This is a genomic window from Klebsiella sp. 141161, assembly GCF_050600815.1.
GTDB lineage: Bacteria > Pseudomonadota > Gammaproteobacteria > Enterobacterales > Enterobacteriaceae > Klebsiella > Klebsiella aerogenes.
Map to the genome: position 1 here is coordinate 281,065 of NZ_JAQIRN010000006.1, position 15,963 is coordinate 297,027.

General features: G+C 54.8%; 11 protein-coding genes. 6 read left to right on the forward strand and 5 right to left on the reverse strand.

Translation table 11 applies throughout. The annotated features are described in order from the left end of the window. The first annotated feature begins 134 nt into the window (after positions 1–134). From aceE to PGR79_RS17335, 4 genes are all read left to right on the forward strand, one after another. On the forward strand, positions 135–2,798 hold the full coding sequence (gene aceE, locus PGR79_RS17320; protein ID WP_015368222.1) for a pyruvate dehydrogenase (acetyl-transferring), homodimeric type: 2,664 nt from the start codon (positions 135–137) through the stop codon (positions 2,796–2,798). A gap of 14 nt (positions 2,799–2,812) precedes the next feature. Then, the gene (gene aceF / locus PGR79_RS17325; RefSeq protein ID WP_430922133.1) at positions 2,813–4,705 is read left to right on the forward strand and encodes a pyruvate dehydrogenase complex dihydrolipoyllysine-residue acetyltransferase; all 1,893 of its coding nucleotides are present in this window, start codon (positions 2,813–2,815) and stop codon (positions 4,703–4,705) included. A 206-nt stretch (positions 4,706–4,911) separates the two neighbouring features. Continuing rightward, positions 4,912–6,336, forward strand: a complete 1,425-nt coding sequence (gene lpdA, locus PGR79_RS17330) for a dihydrolipoyl dehydrogenase (RefSeq protein WP_015368220.1) — start codon at positions 4,912–4,914, stop codon at positions 6,334–6,336. Positions 6,337–6,500: 164 nt separating this feature from the next. Then, positions 6,501–6,785 carry a hypothetical protein gene (locus tag PGR79_RS17335; protein WP_087860872.1) on the forward strand — a complete coding sequence of 95 codons (285 nt, stop codon included), beginning with the start codon at positions 6,501–6,503 and terminating at the stop codon, positions 6,783–6,785. A gap of 44 nt (positions 6,786–6,829) precedes the next feature. Here PGR79_RS17335 and PGR79_RS17340 read toward each other — a convergent pair whose 3' ends face one another. Both PGR79_RS17340 and PGR79_RS17345 read right to left on the reverse strand, forming a co-directional pair. Continuing rightward, the gene (locus PGR79_RS17340; RefSeq protein WP_430922135.1) at positions 6,830–7,636 is read right to left on the reverse strand and encodes a DUF2950 family protein; all 807 of its coding nucleotides are present in this window, start codon (positions 7,634–7,636) and stop codon (positions 6,830–6,832) included. 10 nt (positions 7,637–7,646) lie between these two features. Continuing rightward, positions 7,647–9,296 (reverse strand): DUF3300 domain-containing protein, encoded by a 1,650-nt coding sequence (locus tag PGR79_RS17345; protein ID WP_430922137.1) that lies wholly within the window; start codon positions 9,294–9,296, stop codon positions 7,647–7,649. 355 nt (positions 9,297–9,651) lie between these two features. On the opposite strand from PGR79_RS17345, the gene acnB reads away from it, so the two are divergent. Beyond that, on the forward strand, positions 9,652–12,249 hold the full coding sequence (gene acnB / locus PGR79_RS17350; protein WP_072201386.1) for a bifunctional aconitate hydratase 2/2-methylisocitrate dehydratase: 2,598 nt from the start codon (positions 9,652–9,654) through the stop codon (positions 12,247–12,249). A gap of 186 nt (positions 12,250–12,435) precedes the next feature. Further along, on the forward strand, positions 12,436–12,798 hold the full coding sequence (gene yacL, locus PGR79_RS17355) for a protein YacL (RefSeq protein ID WP_015368214.1): 363 nt from the start codon (positions 12,436–12,438) through the stop codon (positions 12,796–12,798). Positions 12,799–12,870: 72 nt separating this feature from the next. Here the strand turns inward: yacL and speD are convergent, their stop codons facing one another. From speD to PGR79_RS17370, 3 genes are all read right to left on the reverse strand, one after another. Next, the gene (speD, locus tag PGR79_RS17360; protein WP_015368213.1) at positions 12,871–13,665 is read right to left on the reverse strand and encodes an adenosylmethionine decarboxylase; all 795 of its coding nucleotides are present in this window, start codon (positions 13,663–13,665) and stop codon (positions 12,871–12,873) included. A 24-nt stretch (positions 13,666–13,689) separates the two neighbouring features. After that, entirely contained in the window at positions 13,690–14,550 is an 861-nt protein-coding gene (gene speE / locus PGR79_RS17365; protein WP_087860869.1) for a polyamine aminopropyltransferase, read from the reverse strand. A gap of 122 nt (positions 14,551–14,672) precedes the next feature. Then, positions 14,673–15,956, reverse strand: a complete 1,284-nt coding sequence (locus PGR79_RS17370) for an FKBP-type peptidyl-prolyl cis-trans isomerase N-terminal domain-containing protein (RefSeq protein ID WP_430922139.1) — start codon at positions 15,954–15,956, stop codon at positions 14,673–14,675. Between the last annotated feature and the right edge of the window lie 7 nt (positions 15,957–15,963).

Here is a 15,963-nt window from a genome sequence, read left to right on the forward strand (position 1 = left end):
TTTTTTAGAGCGCGGCAACTAAACGCAGAACCTGTCTTATTGAATTTTTGGTTGTTCATCAGAGTGAAACGCTAAAGAGTTCAATGGGACAGGTTCCAGTTAAATCAACGATTAGATAGATAAGGAATACCCCCATGTCAGAACGTTTCCAGAATGACGTGGATCCGATCGAAACTCGCGACTGGCAACAGGCGATCGAATCGGTCATCCGTGAAGAAGGTGTTGAGCGTGCTCAGTATCTGATCGACCAGCTTCTTTCTGAGGCCCGCAAAGGCGGCGTGAAAGTAGCGGCCGGTGCGGCAGCGCATAATTACGTCAACACTATTGCCGTTGAAGATGAACCGGAATACCCGGGCAATCTGGAGCTGGAACGCCGTATTCGTTCAGCGATCCGTTGGAACGCCATCATGACCGTTCTGCGCGCATCGAAGAAAGATCTGGAGCTGGGTGGCCACATGGCATCCTACCAGTCTTCCGCAACCTTCTACGAAGTCTGCTTCAACCACTTCTTCCGTGCGCGCACTGAGAAAGACGGCGGCGATCTGGTTTACTTCCAGGGCCACATCTCTCCGGGCGTATATGCACGTGCCTTCCTGGAAGGTCGTCTGACTGAAGAGCAGATGAACAACTTCCGTCAGGAAGTTCACGGTAATGGTCTGTCCTCTTATCCGCACCCGAAACTGATGCCGGAATTCTGGCAGTTCCCGACCGTATCGATGGGTCTGGGGCCGTTGGGCGCTATCTATCAGGCTAAATTCCTGAAATATCTGGAACACCGTGGTCTGAAAGACACCTCTGCGCAAACCGTTTACGCCTTCCTGGGCGATGGCGAGATGGATGAGCCGGAATCTAAAGGCGCTATCACCATCGCGACCCGTGAAAAACTGGATAACCTGGTCTTCGTCATCAACTGCAACCTGCAGCGTCTGGACGGCCCGGTCACCGGTAACGGTAAAATCATTAACGAACTGGAAGGCATCTTCGGTGGTGCTGGCTGGAACGTTATCAAGGTTATCTGGGGCGGTCGTTGGGATGAGCTGCTGCGTAAAGACACCAGCGGTAAGCTGATTCAGCTGATGAACGAAACCGTTGACGGCGACTACCAGACCTTCAAATCCAAAGACGGCGCCTACGTTCGTGAGCACTTCTTCGGTAAATATCCGGAAACCGCCGCGCTGGTTGCCGACTGGACTGACGAGCAGATCTGGGCCCTGAACCGTGGTGGTCACGATCCGAAGAAAGTCTACGCTGCACTGAAAAAAGCGCAGGAAACCAAAGGCCAGCCGACCGTGATTCTGGCGCATACCATTAAAGGTTATGGTATGGGCGACACCGCGGAAGGTAAAAACATCGCGCACCAGGTTAAGAAAATGAACATGGACGGCGTTCGCTACGTCCGCGATCGTTTCAACGTGCCGGTGGCTGATGCCGATATCGAAAAACTGCCGTACGTGACCTTCCCGGAAGGTTCCGAAGAGCACACTTACCTGCATGCTCAACGTGAAAAGCTGAACGGCTACCTGCCGACTCGTCAGCCGAAATTCACTGAGAAACTGGAGCTGCCGACCCTGGCCGACTTCAGCGCGCTGCTGGAAGAGCAAAACAAAGAAATCTCTACCACTATCGCTTTCGTTCGTGCCCTGAACGTGATGCTGAAGAACAAGTCGATCAAAGATCGTCTGGTGCCGATCATCGCCGATGAAGCGCGTACTTTCGGTATGGAAGGTCTGTTCCGTCAAATCGGTATCTACAGCCCGAACGGCCAGCAGTACACCCCGCAGGACCGTGAGCAGGTTGCATACTACAAAGAAGACGAGAAAGGCCAGATTCTGCAGGAAGGTATTAACGAGCTGGGCGCAGGCGCATCCTGGCTGGCTGCTGCGACCTCCTACAGCACCAACGACCTGCCGATGATTCCGTTCTACATCTACTACTCGATGTTCGGCTTCCAGCGTATCGGCGATCTGTGCTGGGCGGCAGGCGATCAGCAGGCGCGCGGCTTCCTGATCGGCGGTACTTCCGGTCGTACTACGCTGAACGGCGAAGGTCTGCAGCACGAAGATGGTCACAGCCACATTCAGTCGCTGACTATCCCGAACTGTATCTCCTACGACCCGTCTTACGCGTACGAAGTCGCTGTCATCATGCATGACGGTCTGGTACGTATGTACGGCGAAGCGCAAGAGAACGTTTACTACTACATCACTACGCTGAACGAAAACTACCACATGCCGGCCATGCCGGAAGGCGCCGAGGAAGGTATCCGTAAAGGTATCTACAAACTCGAAACCCTCGAAGGTAGCAAAGGTAAAGTTCAGCTGCTGGGCTCTGGTTCTATCCTGCGTCACGTTCGTGAAGCAGCGCAGATCCTGGCGAAAGACTACGGCGTGGGTTCTGACGTGTATAGCGTCACCTCCTTCACCGAACTGGCGCGTGATGGCCAGGATTGCGAACGCTGGAACATGCTGCACCCGCTGGAAACTCCGCGCGTACCGTACATCGCTCAGGTGATGAACGACGCTCCGGCTGTGGCATCCACTGACTATATGAAACTGTTCGCCGAGCAGGTTCGTACTTACGTACCGGCTGATGATTACCGCGTACTGGGTACCGATGGCTTCGGTCGTTCCGACAGCCGTGAAAACCTGCGTCACCACTTCGAAGTCGATGCTTCCTATGTGGTCGTTGCGGCGCTGGGCGAACTGGCTAAACGTGGTGAAATCGATAAGAAAGTCGTGGCTGACGCCATTGCTAAATTCGACATCGATGCAGAAAAAGTTAACCCGCGTCTGGCGTAAGAGGTAAGAGAATAATGGCTATCGAAATCAAAGTACCGGACATCGGGGCTGATGAAGTTGAAATCACCGAGATCCTGGTCAAAGTTGGCGACAAAGTTGAAGCTGAACAGTCGCTGATCACCGTAGAAGGCGACAAGGCCTCTATGGAAGTTCCGTCTCCGCAGGCTGGCGTCGTGAAAGAGATTAAAGTCTCCGTCGGCGACAAAACCGAGACTGGCAAACTGATCATGATTTTCGATTCCGCCGAGGGTGCAGCAGCCGCTGCACCTGCGCAGGAAGAGAAAGCAGCTGCTCCGGCACCGGCAGCAGCGCCGGCGGCAAGCGCAGCGAAAGAAGTTCACGTACCGGATATCGGCGGCGATGAAGTTGAAGTCACCGAGATCATGGTTAAAGTGGGCGACACCATCGCCGCTGAGCAATCCCTGATCACCGTCGAAGGCGACAAAGCTTCTATGGAAGTTCCGGCGCCGTTCGCGGGTACCGTAAAAGAGATCAAAATCAGCACCGGCGACAAAGTGTCCACCGGCTCTCTGATCATGATCTTCGAAGTGGCGGGCGCTGCGCCTGCAGCCGCTCCGGCACAGGCTGCCGCTCCGGCTGCAGCGGCACCGGCTGCTGCAGCCGGCGTGAAGGATGTTAACGTACCGGATATCGGCGGCGACGAAGTTGAAGTCACCGAAGTGATGGTAAAAGTCGGCGATAAAGTTGCCGCTGAGCAGTCACTGATCACCGTCGAAGGCGACAAAGCTTCTATGGAAGTTCCGGCGCCGTTCGCGGGTACCGTAAAAGAGATCAAAATCAGCACCGGCGACAAAGTCTCTACCGGCTCTCTGATCATGGTCTTCGAAGTGGAAGGCGCCGCGCCTGCTGCTGCTCCAGCTCAGGCTGCTGCACCGGCACCGGCTGCTGCACCGGCACCGGCTCAGAAAGCTGCCGCGCCGGCTGCGAAAGCAGAAGGTAAAACCGAATTCGCTGAAAACGAAGCTTACGTTCACGCGACTCCGCTGATTCGCCGCCTGGCGCGCGAGTTCGGCGTAAACCTGGCGAAAGTGAAAGGGACTGGCCGTAAAGGTCGTATCCTGCGCGAAGACGTTCAGGCTTACGTGAAAGAAGCGGTTAAACGCGCTGAATCCGCACCGGCTGCTGCCGCAGGCGGCGGTCTGCCGGGCATGCTGCCATGGCCGAAAGTTGACTTCAGCAAGTTTGGCGAAATCGAAGAAGTGGAACTGGGTCGTATCCAGAAAATCTCTGGCGCTAACCTGAGCCGTAACTGGGTGATGATCCCGCACGTTACGCACTTCGACAAAACCGATATCACCGATCTGGAAGCGTTCCGTAAGCAGCAGAATGCCGAAGCTGAGAAGCGCAAACTGGACGTGAAATTCACCCCAGTGGTCTTCATCATGAAAGCCGTTGCCGCTGCGCTTGAGCAGATGCCGCGCTTCAACAGCTCGCTGTCCGAAGACGGTCAGCGTCTGACGCTGAAGAAATACATCAACATCGGTGTGGCGGTTGATACTCCGAACGGTCTGGTGGTTCCGGTCTTTAAAGACGTGAACAAGAAGAGCATCACCGAGCTGTCTCGCGAACTGACCACCATCTCGAAGAAAGCGCGCGATGGCAAGCTGACTGCTGGCGAAATGCAGGGCGGTTGCTTCACCATCTCCAGCATCGGCGGCCTGGGTACCACCCACTTCGCGCCGATTGTTAACGCGCCGGAAGTGGCCATCCTGGGCGTGTCTAAGTCCGCGATGGAGCCGGTATGGAATGGTAAAGAGTTCGTTCCGCGTCTGATGATGCCGATCTCTCTGTCCTTCGACCACCGCGTCATCGACGGTGCTGATGGTGCCCGCTTCATTACCATCATTAACAACACCTTGAGCGATATTCGCCGCCTGGTGATGTAAGCGAAAAAGCCGGCCTGACGGCCGGCTTTTTTCTGATAACCTCAGGCTGTTGAGGATTATCAGCAACAAAGGACAAAATCGTTTGCCGTTTGTTGTTTAAAAATTGTTAACAATTTTGTAAAATACACGCGGATAGAACGTCCCGGTGGACTTGGGCGTAATAATAAAAGCGTCAGACCCGCCGGATATAAATTACAGAGGTCATGATGAGTACTGAAATCAAAACTCAGGTCGTGGTACTTGGGGCAGGTCCTGCAGGCTACTCTGCAGCCTTCCGTTGCGCTGATTTAGGTCTGGAAACCGTCATCGTAGAACGTTACAGCTCCCTGGGCGGCGTTTGCCTGAACGTGGGTTGTATCCCTTCTAAAGCACTGCTGCACGTTGCTAAAGTTATCGAAGAAGCGAAAGCGCTGGCCGAACACGGCATCGTTTTCGGCGAACCGAAAACCGACATTGACAAGATCCGCACCTGGAAAGAAAAAGTCATCACTCAGCTGACCGGTGGTCTGGCTGGCATGGCCAAAGGTCGTAAAGTGAAGGTGGTTAACGGTCTGGGTAAATTCACCGGCGCTAACACCCTGGAAGTTGAAGGCGAAAACGGCAAAACCGTGATTAACTTCGACAACGCGATCATCGCGGCGGGCTCCCGTCCGATTCAACTGCCGTTTATCCCGCATGAAGACCCGCGCGTTTGGGATTCCACCGACGCTCTGGAACTGAAATCTGTACCGAAACGCATGCTGGTTATGGGCGGCGGTATCATCGGTCTGGAAATGGGTACCGTATACCATGCGCTGGGTTCAGAGATTGACGTGGTTGAAATGTTCGACCAGGTTATCCCGGCTGCCGACAAAGACGTGGTTAAAGTCTTCACCAAACGTATCAGCAAGAAATTCAACCTGATGCTGGAAACCAAAGTAACCGCCGTTGAAGCAAAAGAAGACGGTATTTACGTTTCCATGGAAGGCAAAAAAGCCCCGGCGGAAGCGCAGCGTTACGACGCGGTGCTGGTGGCTATCGGCCGCGTGCCGAACGGTAAAAACCTCGACGCAGGCAAAGCCGGCGTGGAAGTTGACGATCGCGGCTTCATTCGCGTTGACAAACAAATGCGCACCAACGTGCCGCACATCTTTGCTATCGGCGATATCGTCGGCCAGCCGATGCTGGCGCACAAAGGCGTACACGAAGGTCACGTTGCCGCAGAAGTTATCTCCGGCCTGAAACACTACTTCGATCCGAAAGTTATCCCGTCTATCGCCTACACCGAGCCAGAAGTGGCATGGGTTGGCCTGACTGAGAAAGAAGCGAAAGAGAAGGGCATCAGCTACGAAACCGCCACCTTCCCGTGGGCTGCTTCCGGCCGTGCTATCGCTTCCGACTGCGCAGACGGTATGACCAAACTGATCTTCGACAAAGAGACCCACCGTGTTATCGGCGGCGCGATTGTCGGCACCAACGGCGGCGAGTTGCTGGGTGAAATCGGTCTGGCTATCGAAATGGGCTGCGACGCGGAAGACATCGCGCTGACTATCCACGCTCACCCGACTCTGCACGAGTCCGTTGGCCTGGCGGCAGAAGTCTTCGAAGGTAGCATTACCGACCTGCCAAACGCGAAAGCGAAGAAAAAGTAACTTTTTCTTTCGGGTAAAATGCATAAGCGGCTCTCAGAGCCGCTTTTTTTATCGCTAATGTTTAGAACTATGTCCATGTTCACAAACCGCTACACCTCATACATACTTTGAAAATAGTCACTCAGTAAACTAATAGGCAGTTAATTATGTATCTGAGGTGTGAGATGAAACGCTTGTTAACCACGGCGCTGTTAGCGACGACATTAGTTTCCGGTATGGCCTGTGCGGCCGATGCGGTCATTCCCTGGGCTGCGAACAGCGGCGGCACTGAAAATAGCCATATTGCGGCGATGGGCCAGGATCTGAATGCGCAGCATCAGTTGGTGACGAAAACTACTGAAGGGGTGTGGGCGGCGAATTCCGGGAGCATCAGCTCGGATGAAGCGGCGCTGACCAGTCAGAAACCTGCTTTTGCCGGTTATCCGGAGCTGATGCCGCACCAGGGCTAAGCACCAGAGAGTGCCCGGTTGCTATCGCGCAACCGGGCATTTTTTTATTGATTGACCGCCTGCCATCCGGCTGCAGAATCGGGGGCAAAATGCGTGATTGCCTGCGCTTTCGTCGCGCTCTCTTCGCCCAGGTTCGCCTGCCAGACCTTATCGTTCTGATCGATCATAAAGCTCATCACCCCGGTTTCTCCCCACTCTACCGGCCATGCCAGTAAAGCGACGCCTTGATTATCGTTATCGGCGATAATGCGGAAGCGGTAGCCATAATACCCGGCGCCGGGCTCCGTCGGGCTGAATGCCGGCCCCAGCGGGCTTGGCGTTTCACCCGGCGAGGTAGGCCAGTACAGGCCATCTTTTTTGCCTTCGCTACTGATGATTTTTTGCGCCCAGCGATGATTCATTTGATAGTAATCCTGCTGGGCATCAACGTAGGCGTGCATGGCGGCAATTGCCGACAGTTCATTGCGGCCGATGGCGCGTGTGAGAATTTCATCTTCCCCGGCCGCCATATCAAAACGCCAGCCCTGTTCATCTTTGACAATGGGAATCGGCAACCGCCACGCTTCGCTACCGACATCGAGCCAGGCGCTGTTACCCTGCTGGACAATGACGTGTTTCACCTGCCAGTCGCGCTGAAAGCGGTCGACGGCATTGGGATCAATACCATCGGTGGGTAAAAACTGCTGCCAGTTATCGCCGAGCAGATTATTGAGCGCGGCTTTATCACGATGATTGAGCGCATCGGCCAGCGCGCTTGCCGCTTTCTCCGGCGTGGGGAACGGTTGCTGGGCGAAGGCGGCGAGCGGCGACAGCATTAGCGTGAATAGGGCGATCTGTAATGGTTTTCTCATCTGCTCATCCTCAGCGACGACGCAATTCATGATGTTCGGAAAGACGCTCTCTGGCGGCGCCGCGCTGTTCGCTGCTCAAGCCGGAAATATTGCGGCTTTGCAGCCCGCGCGCCTGCTGCGATTGCCAGGAGGGGGAGCGACTTTCGTTGCCGCTTAAGGCATTGGCGCGTGCCGTGCTCACCGCTTGCTGACGTTGGGCCGGCGTCGCGGAGTGAATCTGCTGACGGCGCTGTTGTTGCTGAGGCGTAGGATTTTGCACGTGGCTCTTCACGGCGTCGCGATGCTGTTGCTGCTGCGGCGTTGGATGTTGCAGCTGCGTTTTCGCCGCTTCGCGACGCTGCTGTTTGGCAGGCGTCGGCGTGCTGTCGTAGCCACGGTAGCTGCTGCGCTGGGTGGCCTGCTTCAATTGTTGAGAAGCCGCCTGACGCTGCGCATCGCGAGAGGCGTTATTAGCCGCCAGCTTGCCTACGCTGGCGGCAGGCGCGTTGGGATGCTGGAGCTGCGTCATCGCCGCTTGCCGTTGAGCATTGCGATCGACCGGCGCGTGTTGGGTCGCGCTGAGTCCGCCGGGCACATTGGTCTGATGATAGCGCTGGGCGACATTATTATTCGGATAAGGCACGTTGCCGCGATAGGCGGGGTTATGCTGCCAGTTAACATGGTTACCCGGCAGATTCTGCCCGGTAATGCGGTTGAAATTATTCACATTAATATTGATGTTATCGCCATTGTGCTGGTAGCCGCCGTGATGGTAATCGTCATCATGATGATGGTCATCATCATCCCAGTCGATGCTGCTGAAAAGTGCCCAGGTGGTGGCGACGCCAAGGCTGTAACCAAAACCTTTGACGAAGCTATCGGTGAACTGCTCTCCCGGAGGCGGCGGCAGATAAACCGGGGGATAGGCGCTATTCGGCCAACTGCCGTAGACGGTCGAAGGGTTATAGCTCGGAACGTATACCACTTGCGGGTTAGTCGGTTCAATTTTGATAATCTGCGAAGGCGCTGGCGATGCCGTTGAGCTTGTCGAGGATGATACCGTGCTACTGCTATTCGATGACCTCGAAGAGGCGGGTGCCGAGGCTGTGACGGTCACTTTCTGTTGCGGCGTGGATTTCAATGTCCCGGTTTGTTGGGCAATGGCGCGCAGACGCTGTACGGAATCCATCACATCGTGCGGCTGGGCTAAAAATGCGTCGCCAAGGTTTTCCACCCACGGCGGATTTTCGCCCATCATTGCCAGCAGGGCGGGAAAAGCGACGAGGGATTTGACGCTCGGATCCCACGGTTGGCTGGCAACGGCCTGAACGGCCGCGTCGCCTTTCATCGATGGGTTATCCTGCGACCACTGCACCGCCTGCATAACGTTGTCCGGATAGGTGGAGGCCATCAATACCTGCGAGAGTAAACTGTCCGGGTAGAGCGCGATTGGCGCGACCCATTGGTCGATTTGTGCCTGGGTATAGGTGGCCGCGACCGGTTGTCCCGCCGCCGGCGCAGTCGGGGATGCTGGCGCTGGTTCCGTTGTGGGCTGCGCCGTCACCGGCGCTTCAGCGATAGTCTCTGGGGTACGGCTTTTAACATATAGCGTTCCCGCCGCCGCGAGTAAGCCTGCGCTGCAGAGCAGGGCGATAATATGGGGTTTGAACGGTAGTGACATGGAAGCTCCTGACACAGAAATGTTACCCATCTCGCTAAAGTATCGGCGAAAACGGTACGTTACGGGAGTATATGAAGACGATATTGTTTTTTTTGATTTTTGTTGGGATCCTGACATTAAATCTGTAACAGAAATAAATTTATCTACCAGCATTTGAACAGAAAGCCTGCAATATCCTGCCCTTAACGATTCAGCTAAATTTTAATGTTGCTTTTTTGTAAACAGATTAACACCCTTCAAAAATCCTGCTATGCTGCCGTCGCGGTATCGGGCATTTACCCTACAAACTGCTGTCTCACAGGAGCGTGAAGAAAATCGCCTACCGCATTTTACAATGAGAGCGAGGAGAACCGTCGTGCTAGAAGAATACCGTAAGCACGTAGCTGAGCGTGCAGCCATGGGGATTGTTGCCAAACCCTTAGACGCAACCCAAATGGCCGCGCTGGTAGAACTGCTGAAAAACCCGCCAGCGGGTGAAGATGAATTCCTGTTAGATCTGCTTACCAACCGTGTACCGCCGGGCGTCGATGAAGCCGCCTATGTTAAAGCCGGATTCCTTGCCGCTATCGCCAAAGGCGAAGCGACCTCCCCACTGGTTACCCCTGAAAAAGCCGTTGAACTGCTGGGCACCATGCAGGGCGGTTACAATATTCACCCCCTGATTGAAGCGCTGGACGATGCCAAACTGGCGCCGATTGCCGCGAAAGCGCTGTCCCATACCCTGCTGATGTTCGATAACTTCTATGATGTAGAAGAGAAAGCCAAAGCGGGTAATGAGTACGCTAAACAGGTTATGCAATCCTGGGCTGATGCCGAGTGGTTCCTGAACCGTCCGCAACTGGCGGAAAAAATCACCGTTACCGTCTTCAAAGTTACCGGCGAAACCAATACCGATGACTTGTCTCCGGCGCCTGATGCCTGGTCCCGTCCGGATATCCCATTGCACGCTCTGGCGATGCTGAAGAACGCTCGCGAAGGAATTGAACCGGATCAGCCGGGCGCGGTCGGTCCGATTAAACAAATTGAAGCGCTGCAGCAGAAAGGCTTCCCGCTGGCCTACGTTGGCGACGTTGTCGGTACCGGTTCTTCGCGTAAATCCGCCACCAACTCGGTGCTGTGGTTCATGGGCGACGATATCCCGAACGTACCGAACAAGCGCGGCGGCGGCCTGTGCCTGGGCGGCAAAATTGCGCCTATCTTCTTCAACACCATGGAAGATGCGGGCGCGCTGCCTATTGAAGTGGACGTGAGCAACCTCAACATGGGCGACGTCATTGACGTTTACCCGTTCAAAGGTGAAGTGCGTAACCACGAAACCAACGAGCTGTTGGCAAGCTTCGAACTGAAAACCGATGTACTGATCGACGAAGTGCGCGCTGGTGGCCGTATTCCGCTGATCATCGGTCGCGGCCTGACGACCAAAGCGCGCGAAGCGCTGGGTCTGCCGCACAGCGATGTCTTCCGTCATGCGAAAGACGTAGCGGAAAGCAACCGCGGCTTCTCTCTGGCGCAGAAAATGGTTGGCCGCGCCTGCGGCGTTGCCGGTATCCGTCCGGGCGCTTATTGCGAGCCGAAAATGACCTCCGTCGGTTCTCAGGACACCACCGGTCCAATGACCCGTGATGAGCTGAAAGACCTGGCGTGCCTGGGCTTCTCCGCTGACCTGGTGATGCAGTCCTTCTGTCACACCGCGGCTTATCCGAAGCCGGTTGACGTCACCACGCACCACACTCTGCCGGACTTCATCATGAACCGCGGCGGTGTTTCACTGCGTCCGGGCGATGGCGTTATCCACTCCTGGCTGAACCGTATGCTGCTGCCGGATACTGTAGGTACCGGCGGCGACTCCCATACCCGTTTCCCGATTGGTATCTCCTTCCCGGCGGGCTCAGGTCTGGTGGCCTTCGCCGCCGCGACCGGCGTGATGCCGCTGGATATGCCGGAATCAGTACTGGTGCGCTTCAAAGGTAAAATGCAGCCGGGCATTACCCTGCGCGACCTGGTTCATGCCATTCCGCTGTATGCTATCAAGCAGGGCCTGCTGACCGTTGAGAAGAAAGGTAAGAAAAACATCTTCTCTGGCCGCATCCTTGAAATCGAAGGTCTGCCGGATCTGAAAGTCGAGCAGGCATTTGAACTGACCGATGCTTCCGCCGAGCGTTCTGCTGCTGGTTGTACCATCAAGCTGAACAAAGAGCCGATCGTTGAGTATCTGAACTCCAACATCGTCCTGCTGAAGTGGATGATCGCAGAAGGTTACGGCGATCGTCGTACGCTGGAGCGCCGTATCCAGGGCATGGAAAAATGGCTGGCGGATCCGCAACTGCTGGAAGCCGACGCTGATGCGGAATACGCGGCAGTGATCGACATCGATCTGGCGGATATCAAAGAGCCAATCCTGTGTGCGCCGAACGATCCGGACGATGCGCGTCTGCTGTCAGACGTGCAGGGTGAGAAGATCGACGAAGTGTTTATCGGTTCCTGCATGACCAACATTGGCCACTTCCGTGCCGCAGGTAAGCTGCTGGACAGCCATAAAGGCCAACTGCCTACTCGCCTGTGGGTGGCGCCGCCAACCCGTATGGATGCCGCGCAGCTGACTGAAGAAGGCTACTACAGCGTGTTTGGTAAGAGCGGCGCGCGTATCGAAATCCCTGGCTGTTCCCTTTGTATGGGCAACCAGGCGCGCGTGGCTGACGGCGCGACGGTCGTGTCGACCTCTACCCGTAACTTCCCGAACCGTTTAGGTACCGGCGCCAACGTCTATCTGGCCTCTGCCGAACTGGCGGCGGTCGCCTCTCTGCTGGGCAAACTGCCGACGCCGGAAGAGTATCAGACCTTCGTCGCTCAGGTTGATAAGACGGCGGAAGATACCTATCGCTACCTGAACTTTAACCAGCTGGATCAGTACACTGAAAAAGCTGACGGCGTGATCTTCCAGACCGCCGTGTAATCCGTTTGGTCAGCCCGGCTGACCGTTTGGCTACAAACTCTCCAATGCCCGCTGAACATTGCATCAGCGGGCATTTTTATTTTTAAACCTCCCACCCGTTGCGCTTTTTTTCTTCCTGTCTGCTGCGATAATTAGGTTATGGGTACAGTGCAGCGGTGACGCATTGCCCTTGCAGAGGAAAAGATTATGGATTACGAATTTCTGCGCGATATTACCGGTGTGGTAAAGGTGCGAATGTCGATGGACCACGAGGCGATTGGTCACTGGTTCAACGAAGAGGTGAAAGATAACCTGGCCCTTCTGGATGAAGTGGAACAGGCAGCGCGCACCGTGAAAGGCAGTGAACGTTCCTGGCAGCGGGCCGGCCATGAATATACGTTGTGGCTGGATGGCGAAGAAGTGATGATCCGCGCCAACCAACTGGAATTTTCCGGCGATGAAATGGAAGAGGGGATGAACTACTACGACGAAGAGAGCCTCTCTCTTTGCGGCGTGGAGGATTTCCTGCAGGTGGTTGCCGCATACCGTGAATTTATGCAGCAGCGTTAATGATTCGTTTTGTGCCGGGCGGCGCGCAACCGTAGGCCCGGCAAGCAAAAGCGCCGCCGGGCATTTCAGGCATTACACCGCAGGTATATTGCGGGCGTAATAAATTTCCCGCATCTCTTTCCACAGCAGGTCGGTAATCACCTTGCGCTCTTGCTCGCTTAACTCTTCCGGTTTGGTGTGGAACATGTAGTGTTTCAGATCGAACTCTTTCAGCATCATTTTGGTATGGAACATATTTTCCTGATAGACGTTCACGTCCACCATGTCATACAGCGACTTCATGTCTTCTGACATGAAGTTCTGAATAGAGTTGATTTCATGATCGATAAAATGCTTCATACCATTGATATCACGGGTGAAACCACGCACGCGATAATCAATGGTTACGATATCGGATTCCAGTTGGTGAATCAGGTAGTTCAGCGCCTTCAGCGGTGAAATCACGCCGCAGGTAGAGACTTCAATATCGGCGCGGAAGGTGCACAGACCGCCTTCCGGATGGCTTTCCGGATAGGTATGCACGCAGATGTGGCTTTTATCGAGATGTGCGACCACGGTCTCAGGCAGCGGGCCCGGATGCTCGCTCTGATCGATAAGCTGCGGGTCGATAGGCTCTTCGCTAACCAAAATGGTGACGCTTGCGCCCTGCGGTTCATAATCCTGGCGTGCGATGTTGAGTATGTTGGCGCCAATGATTGAACAGGTCTCGGAGAGGATTTCCGTCAGGCGATTGGCATTATAGAGTTCATCGATATAGGCGATATAGCCATCGCGCTCTTCGGCGGTTTTAGCGTAGCAGATATCGTAAATACAAAAACTCAGGCTTTTAGTCAGGTTGTTGAAGCCGTGCAGCTTAAGCTTTTTCAATTTGGTTCACCTCCTCGTTTCAGGTTAGCTGGCGGACAGCGCATCCAGCAGGTACTGCGGTAGCGCGAAAGCCGCGGTATGAATTGCCGGGTTGTAATAACGGCATTTCAGCCCGGCGCTATGGAAGCGGGCCTGAATAATTTCCGTCGACAAATGACGCAGGGCTTCATTATCGGTCGCCCAGGCAAAGGTCATGATGCCGCCATAGTAGGTCGGGATCGCTGCCTGATAGAAGCTGACATCGTTGAAGTAATGGCTGAGTTTGCGATGACTACCGACCGCTTCATCCTGCTGCAGGAAGCTTACGCCGTTCTGAGCAACGAAAATTCCGCCGGGGTTCAGGCAACGTTTACAACCGGCATAAAACGCCGAGGTAAACAGGCTCTCACCGGGGCCAATCGGGTCGGTACAGTCGGAGATAATGACATCAAAGGTTTGTGACGTTTGGTTGACGAAGTTCACGCCGTCATCGATCACCAGCGTAAAGCGCGGGTCGTCATAGGCGCCGGCGTTATGGTTTGGGAGATACTGACGGCAGAACGAGACCACCCCGGCGTCGATTTCCACCATGGTAATGGTTTCGATATGTTGATGGCGGGAGACTTCGCGCAGCATCGCGCCATCGCCGCCGCCAATGATCAGCACGTGCTTTGCGTGACCATGGGCCAGCAGCGGAACGTGGGTCATCATTTCATGATAAATAAACTCATCGCGCTCGGTGGTTTGCACCACGCCATCAAGCGCCATCACGCGGCCAAATGCCGCATTTTCGAAGATGATTAAATCCTGATGATCGGTCTTCTCATGGTACAGCACGTTATCAACGGTAAAATATTGACCAAAATGGTCGTGCAGCGTCTCATGCCACTGATTACTCTCGGCCATGGCTTACTCCTCCTTTGTTAACTTCTGTCGCGCCCGCAAAGCGGGCACCACATCATAGCCAACTATAGGTAGAGATTGATATGGCGAATAGTAAACCATCTGAAGTTTGGCGGAACTCTCGCTTAGCGTGAGGCTTTCGGCGCAGATGCTTTAGGCTGTTGGTCGCTGTTAGGCCTGGCGTCAACAATTCGCACGGTATACACCATCGTCGAGCCAGGCGGAATTTTTCCAGGAATTCCTTTGCTGCCGTAGGCCCGCTCCGGTGGAACAACAATAGTGATGGCGCCATGGTTATTCAGGCGTTTAAGCGGTTCGCGGAAAGTCGCGGGATACTGACTTAGCGCCTGTGACCAGACCTTATCTTCGGCTTCCATATCGTTTATCACGGTACCGTCGATCAAGCTTTCTTTGATAACGACGGTGACGATATCGTTTTCAGCGACCTTACCTTTGCCGGGGTAGTCTATACGGCTGTAAATACCCGCTTTAAGCGCTACGCCTTTCTGCGCGGCAAATTGCTGTTGATACTTTTTGCCTTCGCGGAGAGTGTGTTGCTCAAGCTTATCAATGTTCTTGTATAACCGCTGCGAGACGTCGAAAAGCGCCTTATTGCGCGCTTGTTCATCCAGCGCCGGCTTACCGGCAAAAACATCGTTAATGCCCTTAAGAACGGTTTCCTGTTGCAGGTTTAACCCCTTAGCGGCCTGGCTGGACAGCGTTTTAAGCGCATCTTGCCCTATCGACACGCCAACCGAATATGCCTGCTGCTGTGGAGCGCTGCTGAGGTTTAGCGTGGGTGCTTTGGCTGTCGTGGCGGCGGTGGTTTTTACGCCGGCGAGTTCGGCGCTCAGTTTCTGCTGCTCCGCCATTGCCGTAGCCAGCTTATCGCTCAGCGCCTGCTTGTCTGTCTCCAGCGCGTTGAGCTTTACCTTTTGCGCCTGCAGAGCGGCGGCAGAGCGTTTGAGATTATCCGCGGTGTCGACTTTTTCCTGCTGGACGGTATGGACTTGCTGAACAAGCCGTTTGTTTTCCGTGTCCAAAGCAGCGATCCGGCGCTGGAGCTGTTCGATAGTGTTATTCAACGCTGCATTATCTACCGTCGCTGGCATCCTGGCGGGAGGTGGCGATTTGAGCTGTGCCTGCAGTTGGCGGATGGTCTTATCTTTGTCGGCGATGAGAATTTTTTGCGCGGCCAGTTTTTTGTGCAGCGCTGCCGTGTTGTTCTCGCTGACCTTGGCGGGTTTACTGACCTCCGGTGCCGGAGGTATCTCTTTCTTCTCTTTTTTCTCCTGCTGCTGGACATAGTTGAGAAACGCAGGCGCGCCGTCATCCGCGTGCGCATGACTAATAAAAAGGGACGCCAGCAAAATGAAGGCCAGCGTCAATATATTAAGGCGATTTATCATGGCGCCT